This is a genomic window from Devosia alba (assembly GCF_039938915.1).
Classification (GTDB): Bacteria; Pseudomonadota; Alphaproteobacteria; order Rhizobiales; family Devosiaceae; genus Devosia; species Devosia alba.
The window spans coordinates 1-257 of sequence record NZ_JBDUUI010000111.1; the positions used below are offsets into that span (position 1 = coordinate 1).

A 257-nucleotide genomic window follows, 5' to 3' on the forward strand; every position below is an offset into this window, starting at 1 on the left:
TGTGCCGCCCGTGGTGACTGATGAAGGCATCGACTGGGGCGACGGCGTGCGTCCGCAGACGCGCGACTATACGCCGCTGTATGATGAGTCTCGCCATGAACTGGTGCTCGATTTCTTCATTCATGACGGCGGCATTGCCAGCAACTGGGCGGTTGAGGCGAAAGCGGGGGACACGTTGACCATTGGTGGGCCGCGCGGTTCGCTGGTGGTGCCGGAAGATTACGCCTGGCAACTGTACGTGTGGGATGAATCCGGGA

At 61.5% G+C, this 257-nt stretch carries 1 protein-coding gene; it reads left to right on the forward strand.

All coding sequences use genetic code 11. The features are described 5' to 3' along the window. Positions 1–257: siderophore-interacting protein (locus ABFY71_RS18970; RefSeq protein ID WP_347947432.1), on the forward strand; the 257-nt coding region annotated here is incomplete at both ends.